The sequence below is a fragment of the Arthrobacter agilis genome (assembly GCF_002953615.1).
GTDB classification, from domain to species: Bacteria; Actinomycetota; Actinomycetes; order Actinomycetales; family Micrococcaceae; genus Arthrobacter_D; species Arthrobacter_D agilis_B.
In genome coordinates this window covers 160,313-167,958 of the sequence record NZ_CP024915.1, presented here as the reverse complement: position 1 = coordinate 167,958, position 7,646 = coordinate 160,313, and the positions used below count along the sequence as shown (strand labels likewise).

The 7,646-nt window shown below is 69.9% G+C and carries 8 protein-coding genes; all 8 read right to left on the bottom strand.

The window, feature by feature from the left end; translation table 11 throughout:
• Positions 1-244: dihydroneopterin aldolase (locus CVO76_RS00820; protein WP_432206113.1), on the bottom strand; the 244-nt coding region annotated here is incomplete at its 3' end.
• A gap of 11 nt (positions 245-255) precedes the next feature.
• Entirely contained in the window at positions 256-1,164 is a 909-nt protein-coding gene (gene folP / locus CVO76_RS00815; RefSeq protein ID WP_208740353.1) for a dihydropteroate synthase, read from the bottom strand.
• A 6-nt stretch (positions 1,165-1,170) separates the two neighbouring features.
• A complete protein-coding gene (folE, locus tag CVO76_RS00810) occupies positions 1,171-1,788 on the bottom strand; it encodes a GTP cyclohydrolase I FolE (protein WP_133080086.1) in 618 nt (205 codons plus the stop codon).
• 69 nt (positions 1,789-1,857) lie between these two features.
• Positions 1,858-3,915 (bottom strand): ATP-dependent zinc metalloprotease FtsH, encoded by a 2,058-nt coding sequence (gene ftsH / locus CVO76_RS00805; RefSeq protein ID WP_208740352.1) that lies wholly within the window; start codon positions 3,913-3,915, stop codon positions 1,858-1,860.
• Between the two features lie 179 nt (positions 3,916-4,094).
• Complete coding sequence (hpt, locus tag CVO76_RS00800) at positions 4,095-4,646, bottom strand: hypoxanthine phosphoribosyltransferase (protein WP_104116634.1); 552 nt, start codon at positions 4,644-4,646, stop codon at positions 4,095-4,097.
• Positions 4,647-4,649: 3 nt separating this feature from the next.
• Positions 4,650-5,783, bottom strand: coding sequence for a tRNA lysidine(34) synthetase TilS (tilS, locus tag CVO76_RS00795; RefSeq protein WP_208740351.1), 1,134 nt, complete (start codon positions 5,781-5,783; stop codon positions 4,650-4,652).
• Positions 5,776-6,915, bottom strand: coding sequence for a zinc-dependent metalloprotease (locus CVO76_RS00790; RefSeq protein ID WP_208740350.1), 1,140 nt, complete (start codon positions 6,913-6,915; stop codon positions 5,776-5,778). Before CVO76_RS00790 ends, tilS begins: the two co-directional genes overlap by 8 nt.
• Before the next feature lie 67 nt (positions 6,916-6,982).
• Positions 6,983-7,646 (bottom strand): D-alanyl-D-alanine carboxypeptidase/D-alanyl-D-alanine endopeptidase (gene dacB, locus CVO76_RS00785; RefSeq protein WP_208740349.1); only part of this gene is annotated, 664 nt, incomplete at its 5' end.

Here is a 7,646-nt window from a genome sequence, read left to right as displayed (position 1 = left end):
AGGCGAAGGGCTTCCCGCCGATGATGCCGTGCACCAGTTCGGCGAGCTCCCCGTAGTGCGCCGTCCTGGCGAGATCGTCGCTGGTCCCCGCGGGCTGCAGGTCGAGGTGGAGCACGACATCCACCGCGAAGGGCTGGCCGTCCCGGCGCTCGTGGTCGAAGACGCCGTGGTACCCCTTGGCGGTGATGCCGGTGAGCACCACCGTGTCCAGGTGACCGGAGGGTGAACCGGGCCTGCCCGGCACGGGAGACCCGTTCACCGTCGGGTGCCGGCGGCGGCGACCTTGACGGCGTCGAGCGTCGCGGCAGGATCATGGACGCGGACGCCCCAGGCGCCGGCGGCGGCGGCCAGGGTCGCGACCGCGAGTGAGGCGGAGTCGCGTTCTCCGGGCGCCGCGGCCCTGCCCGCCGAGGTCAGGAGGGTGCCGAGGAACCGCTTGCGGGAGGCGCCGACGAGCACGCGGTGTCCCAGCCCGGTGAAGGCGTCGAGGTTCCGCAGGATCGCCCAGTTGTGCTCGTCGGTCTTCGCGAAACCGAGTCCCGGATCGAGGATGATCTGCTCGGCGGCGACGCCGGCGGCCATGAACCGGTCGCGCAGTCCGACCAGTTCCGCGGTCACCTCCGCGACGACGTCGCCGTAGGTCGCGAGGCCGTCCATCGTCGCGGCCGTGCCCCTCCGATGGGTCAGGACGTAGGGCACGCCGCGCTCGGCGACGAGTGCCGGCATGGCGGGATCGAAGCCGGCGCCCGAGATGTCGTTGACGATCGCGGCACCCGCATCCAGTGCCTGCCGCGCGGTCTCCGCGTGCATGGTGTCGATGCTGATCAGGGCTCCGGCCTTCACGAGGGCCTTCACCACCGGGAGCACGCGGGCCAGCTCCTCCTCGACCGGCACCTGGCGGGCGTTCGGTCGGGTCGACTCCCCACCGACGTCGATGATGTCCGCACCCGCGTAGTGCATACGGAGGCCATGGCCGATCGCGTCGTCGGTGGTGGCGTACCTGCCGCCGTCGCTGAAGGAGTCCGGAGTGACGTTCAGGATCCCAAGGACGACGGCGCGGTCCGCCGGCAGGTCCCCGACGGCCTTTGCCACCCGGACCGGCCGGAGGACGGGCAGCGGCGAGGTCGCCGGCCCCGTCCCGGGCGCTGCAGCGAGAGAATCCATGGGGTCCTACCTTCCGAGTATGAGGCTCATCGCCTCGGCACGCGTCGCCGTCTCACGGATCTGGCCGCGTACAGCTGACGTGACGGTCTTTGCTCCGGGTTTCCGCACCCCGCGCATCGACATGCACATGTGTTCGCATTCGATGACGACGATCGCGCCCTTGGGCTTCAGGTGCTCCATCATCGCATCGACGATCTGCGTGGTCAGCCGTTCCTGGACCTGGGGGCGCCGGGCGTAGACCTCCACGAGGCGCGCGAGCTTGCTGAGGCCGGTGACGCGGCCCTCCTCCGACGGGATGTAGCCGAGGTGGGCCGTCCCGTGGAACGGCACCAGGTGGTGCTCGCACGTGGAGTAGAACGGGATGTCCTTCACCAGCACGAGTTCCTGGTGGTTCAGGTCGAACGAGGTGGACAGCACCTCGCTGGCATCCTGGTGCAGCCCCGCGAACATCTCCGCATACGCCTTCGCCACCCGCTTGGGCGTCTCGAGCAGGCCGTCGCGATCCGGGTCCTCGCCGATCGCCGCCAGGATCTCCCGGACCGCCCGCTGGATGCGGACCTGGTCCACGGGGGAACCGGTGGCTTCCAGCGCGGCTTCCACCACCTCGTCGTCGAAATCAGTCACAGCTCTTCCACCCCTTCCTCGGACACTGCTCGCCACCGGCCCCCTGGCCGGTGGCGTACTCCTGCGGGACTAGCCGTCCCGGCTGTCCCCGGGGCGGTCGCCCGACTCGGGCGACGGGAGGTCCGAGCCCCGGACGTCGAAATCACCGGGGATGTCCGCGTCGGCGATCTGGTCCTGCGGCGCCACGGATTCCGGGGTGGGCCGGCCGCTCTCCAGTGCTTCCGCGCGTTCCTTCGGGGACGTGACCGGCGGCAGCGAGTGCACGGGGCGCGTCTGCTTGGACAGCCACACCTCGCGCAGGTCGCGCTTGCGCACGTTGTGGAAGACCTCGGCGATCTCCGCCTGGTTGAGCGTCTCGCGCTCGAGCAGCTCGAGCGCCAGCTGGTCCAGGACGTCGCGGTTCTCGGTGAGGATCTGGTACGCCTCGTCGTGCGCGTTGTCGATCAGGCGGCGGACCTCCTCGTCGACCACCAGGGCGATCTGGTCGGAGTAGTCGCGGTCGCTGCCCATGTCGCGGCCGAGGAAGGGCTCGCCGGCTCCCTGGCCGAGCTTCACGGCGCCGATGCGCTCGCTCATGCCGTACTGGGTGACCATCTTGCGAGCGGTCCCCGTGGCCTTCTCGATGTCGTTGGAGGCACCCGTGGACGGGTCGTGGAACACGATCTCCTCGGCCACCCTGCCGCCCATGGCGTAGGCGAGCTGGTCGAGCAGTTCGTTCCTGGTCACCGAGTACTTGTCGTCGCTCGGCATGACCATCGTGTATCCGAGGGCGCGCCCACGCGGCAGGATGGTCACCTTGGTCACGGGGTCGGTGTTGCGGAGCGCCGCCGCCACCAGGGCGTGGCCGCCCTCGTGGTACGCCGTGATCTTCCGTTCGAGTTCCTTCATCACGCGGCTGCGCTTCTGGGGACCGGCGATCACGCGGTCGATGGCCTCGTCGAGTGCGCGGTCGTCGATCAGCTGGGCGTTCGAACGGGCCGTCAGGAGTGCCGCCTCGTTGAGGACGTTCGCGAGGTCCGCGCCGGTGAAGCCTGGCGTCTTCTTCGCCACGGCCTTCAGGTCCACGTTGGACGCCATGGGCTTGCCCTTGGCGTGCACCGAGAGGATGTGCTCGCGGCCCTTCATGTCGGGGGCCTCGACGCCGATCTGGCGGTCGAAGCGTCCCGGGCGCAGGAGCGCGGGATCGAGGACGTCGGGACGGTTGGTCGCGGCGATCAGGATGACGTTGGTGGTCGCGTCGAAGCCGTCCATCTCGACGAGGAGCTGGTTCAGGGTCTGCTCGCGCTCGTCGTTGCCACCACCGACGCCCGCACCGCGGTGGCGGCCGACGGCGTCGATCTCGTCCACGAAGATGATGGCCGGCGAGTTGTTCTTCGCCTGCTCGAACAGGTCGCGGACGCGGGACGCGCCGACGCCGACGAACATCTCGACGAAGTCGGATCCGGAGATGGAGTAGAAGGGGACGCCGGCCTCACCGGCGACGGCGCGTGCGAGGAGGGTCTTGCCGGTCCCGGGAGGGCCGTACAGCAGGACGCCCTTGGGGATCTTGGCGCCGAGGGCCTGGAACTTGGCGGGCTCCTGCAGGAACTCCTTGATCTCGAGCAGTTCCTCGACCGCCTCGTCGGCACCCGCGACGTCGTTGAACGTCACCTGGGGCATGTCCTTGGAGATGAGCTTGGCCTTGGACTTGCCGAACTGCATGACCTTGGAGCCGCCGCCCTGCATGCGGCTGAGCAGGAACCAGAAGATGACGCCGAGGATCAGGATGGGGAAGATCAGGCCGGCGAGGCTGAGCAGCCAGTTGCTCTCGGCGGGCTGGTCGGTGAAGCCGTCGGTGTCCGAGGTGTTGATGGCATCGACGACGCTCTCCGCGCGGGCGGTGCTGTAGTAGAACTGGACGCTCTCGCCCTTGCCCTCGTAGTCCTCACGGAGGGTGAGGTCCACGCGCTGCTCGCCGTCGTAGATCTTGGCCTGCGACACCTTGTCATCTTCGAGGAGCTGGAGCCCGACGTTGGTGTCGACGCGGGAACTGCCCGTGCCGAAGAGGCTCGGGAGGACCAGGAGGAGCGCAACGACCGCGAGGATGATCCAGAAGAAGGGCCCCTTGAAGATGTTCTTGAATTTCATACGTCTCAGGGCAGCAAGCCCTGTCCCTCCTGCTGATGCAAGTAAAAGTGTGCGGGCGCACTGCTGCGTGGGTGCCCGTGGAGCACCTCAACATATACACCGTCCGAGATTCACCACGCGCGGATTGTGGCAATAGTTCCCTCTTGGCGTACTCCCCGCATGGGGCGAGGGGGAATCCCCTATTCGTAGACGTGCGGCGCGAGGGTGCCGATGAAATCGAGGTTGCGGTACTTCTCGGCGAAATCGAGGCCGTAGCCGACGACGAATTCGTTGGGGATGTCGTAGCCCACGTATTTGACGTCGATATCGACCTTCGCGGCGTCGGGCTTGCGCAGCAGGGTGCAGATCTCGACCGATGCCGGTCCGCGGGACAGGAGGTTGGCCTTGAGCCAGGACAGCGTCAGACCGGAATCGATGATGTCCTCGGCGATCAGGACGTGCTTGCCCATGAGGTCGGTCTCGAGGTCCTTGAGGATCCGGACCACGCCGGAGGACTGCGTTCCCGAGCCGTAGGACGAGACCGCCATCCAGTCCATGGTGATGTGGGAGTGGAGTGCGCGTGCGAGGTCCGCCATGACCATCACCGCACCCTTCAGGACACCCACGAGGAGGATGTCCCGGCCCTGGTAGTCGGCATCGATCTGCTGGGCCAGCTCGTTGATCCGCTGCTGGATCTCTTCCCTGGTGTAGAGGACGTGCTTGAGATCTGACTGGACGTCGTTGGAATCCACCGATTACTCCTGGGTTGGACGGCGCGACTGCTTCACGCCGGGGCCATTGCTTCTAAGGACAAGATTGCCATAGCTCGGCTCTCCCCGGAGAACCGCCCGCCCCCGCACCTGGCGGTGGACGCTCACCTTCCCGCCCAGTTGCACCGGACCGGCGGACCCCTTCCTGTCGAGCAGGGACTCGGCGGCGCGGAGGCGTTCGAAGCTCGGCTGGAAGGCCCCCAGTTCGAGCGCGGCGAGGGCGAGGACCCGCTGCCTCAGAGCTGCGGGCAGGGCCCTCAGCCCCTCCTCGGACAGCAGGATGCCGCCGTCGTCGAGCCGCCGGAGCTGCTGGTAGGCCTCGGCGCTCAGGCGTTCGAGGTGGTCCGCGTCCTGCCCGAGGATCCGTGCGGTCCGGGACAGCGCCTGGGCGATGCCCGGGCCGAGCTGCTCCTCGAGGAACGGCAGCACGTCGGCGCGGACGCGTGAGCGGGCGTAGGCCGGGTCGAGGTTCGTCGGGTCGTGCCAGGGGTCGAGCGCGTAGAAGTCGCAGATGGCCTCGGTGTCCGAGCGGCGCAGTTCGAGGAACGGGCGGACGTAGAGGCCGCGGCGTGCGGGCATCCCTGCGAGCGAGCGTGTGCCGGAACCGCGCGCCAGCCCGAGGAGCACCTGTTCCGCCTGGTCGTCGAGGGTGTGCCCGAGCAGCACGGCGGCGGCTCCGAGCCGCGCGGCGGCGTCGTCGAGTGCCGCATACCGGGCGGTCCTGGCCGCCGCCTCGGGTCCCATGCCCTCGCGTTCGACGGCGACGCGCCGCACCTCGACGGGGTCGAGGCCGAGTTCGCGCGCGGCGCCTGCGGCGGCCGCGGCCGTCCGGGCACTGCCGGCCTGCAGTCCGTGGTCGACGACGACGGCCCCGACGCGACAGCGGCCCGTGTGCGCGAAGTGCGCCGCGACGGCCGCCAGGGCCAGAGAATCCGGTCCGCCGCTGCAGGCGACGAGCACCAGCGGCACGTCCCGGGCAGCACTGCCGCCAGGCGCACCCGACGATGCGGGCTCGGCACGATCCTGCCGCACCGGATCCGCCAGGAATCCCTGCAGGCTCGCCTCGAGCAGGTTGCGTGCGGCCCCGACGGCGGGAAGCAGCCGGGGACGCCTAGCCATGACGGCGGAGGCTCATCCTGTCGATCCACTCGTCGGCGGCGTGGATCTCCCGCTCGGTGGGCAGGTGCGAGGCGGACTCCCAGACCGCGTTGAAGCCCTCCATGCCCGTCTGGCTGACGACGCGGCGCACGAACCTCGAGCCGTCGCTGTACTGGCGCATCTTCGCGTCCAGTCCCAGAAGCTGCCGGATGACCTTCTCGAGCGGCCCGCGGGACTTCCCCCGGGCGTTGAAACGGCGACGGATGGTCTTGACCGACGGCACGATGCTCCCGTCCACACCGTCCATCACCACGTTCGCGTGGCCCTCGAGCAGACTCATGACGGCGGTGAGGTGGGACAGGCGCGCCTTGTCGTCCGGGTCCTGCAGGATCGACAGCACGCCGACCTCCTGCGACGGCAGGGCGTCCACGGCCGGACGCTCCCCGCGGGCACGCGCCCTGCCCGCGGCGATGTTCCTCACGGCCGCACCGAGGCGCTCCGAGACCGTGTCCGCCTTGTCCATCAGCCCGGACGTCAGCTGGCCGATGTGGCTCGTCATGTGGTCCTTGAGCCAGGGGGCCGCGGCGAACTGGACGCGGTGCGTCTGCTCGTGGAGGCACACCCACAGCCGGAAGTCGGACGGGTCCACGTTCAGTTCCCGCTCCACCGAGATGATGTTGGGCGCCACGAGCATCAGCCGCCCGCCCTGCCCGTTGCGCGACGGCACGAACGGATCGTACTGGCCCAGGACCTTGCTCGAGAGGAACGCCAGGATGGCACCGAGCTGTGCCCCCGTGACCGTTCCGCCGAGGGCGAGGGACGCCGACCTCAGGACCTCGGGACGGGATGCCGCGAGCTGGTCCAGGGCAGGTTCCATGAGCGTGCGGAAGCTCTGGGAATTGGCCCTCGACCACGTCGCGCGGTCGACGACGAGCAGCTCGGAGTCCCGCAGGTCCCGCGCGGCGTCGAGCCGGGAGATGGCGTGGACGTGGCCGACGGACGCATCGGCCAGCTCCCGCATGTTCTGGACGGCGCGGGCGATGTCCGCGGGCGCCATGGTGGGTCCGGCAGGGGTCAGCGATGCCGCGGTGGAGGCCGCGACGTCCCAGTTGACCAGCTGCGGACGGGGTGCTGCGGGCTCGTTCCTGGACATGCGCCTATTCGATCACATCCTGCCGACGGCGGCTCCCAGAGAACGGGCAGGATCAGCCCGTAGGGGCTCAGCGGCAGCCGCATCCCGCGAGCAGTCCGGCCGCGCGGTCCGCCGCGGCGCGCGCCTCGGCCGTGGTGCCGTCGAGTCCGGAGGCGAGGAAGGAGAAGACGAGCAGGCGGCCGTCGGCGGTGACGACGTGCCCCGTGAGCCCGGTGACGGCATTGAGCGTCCCCGTCTTCGCGCGGACGGTCCCCGCACCCGCACCCGCACCGTCCTCGGCCGTGAACCGTGTCGCCAGCGTCCCGGTCAGGCCGGCGATGGGGAGCGATCGTGCGACGGCGGCGAGGCCGGGCTCCTGCGACGTGGTGGTGCCGCGGACCAGCTGGGCGAGGTGGGCCGGGGACACGGCGTTGCGGACGGACAGTCCTGCTGCGTCGCCGACGCTGAGCCCCTCCTGGGGCACGCCGAGGCGCACGGCCGCGGCGGTGAGCGCCTCGGTGGCTCCCCCGAAGGATGCCGGCCGTCCGCTCTCGAGCGCGGCGATCCGTGCCAGGGCTTCGGCGAGGTAGTTGTCGGAGATCTCGAGCATGTGGCGCATCTGCTCCTCCAGCGGCGCGGAGGCGACGGCGGCGACGGTCTCGGCGTCCTCGGGAGCCACCTGGCGCCGGACATCGGGGCCCACCGCGATCCCGCGGTCCCCGGCTGCCGCCACGAGCGCGGCGGTGAACGCG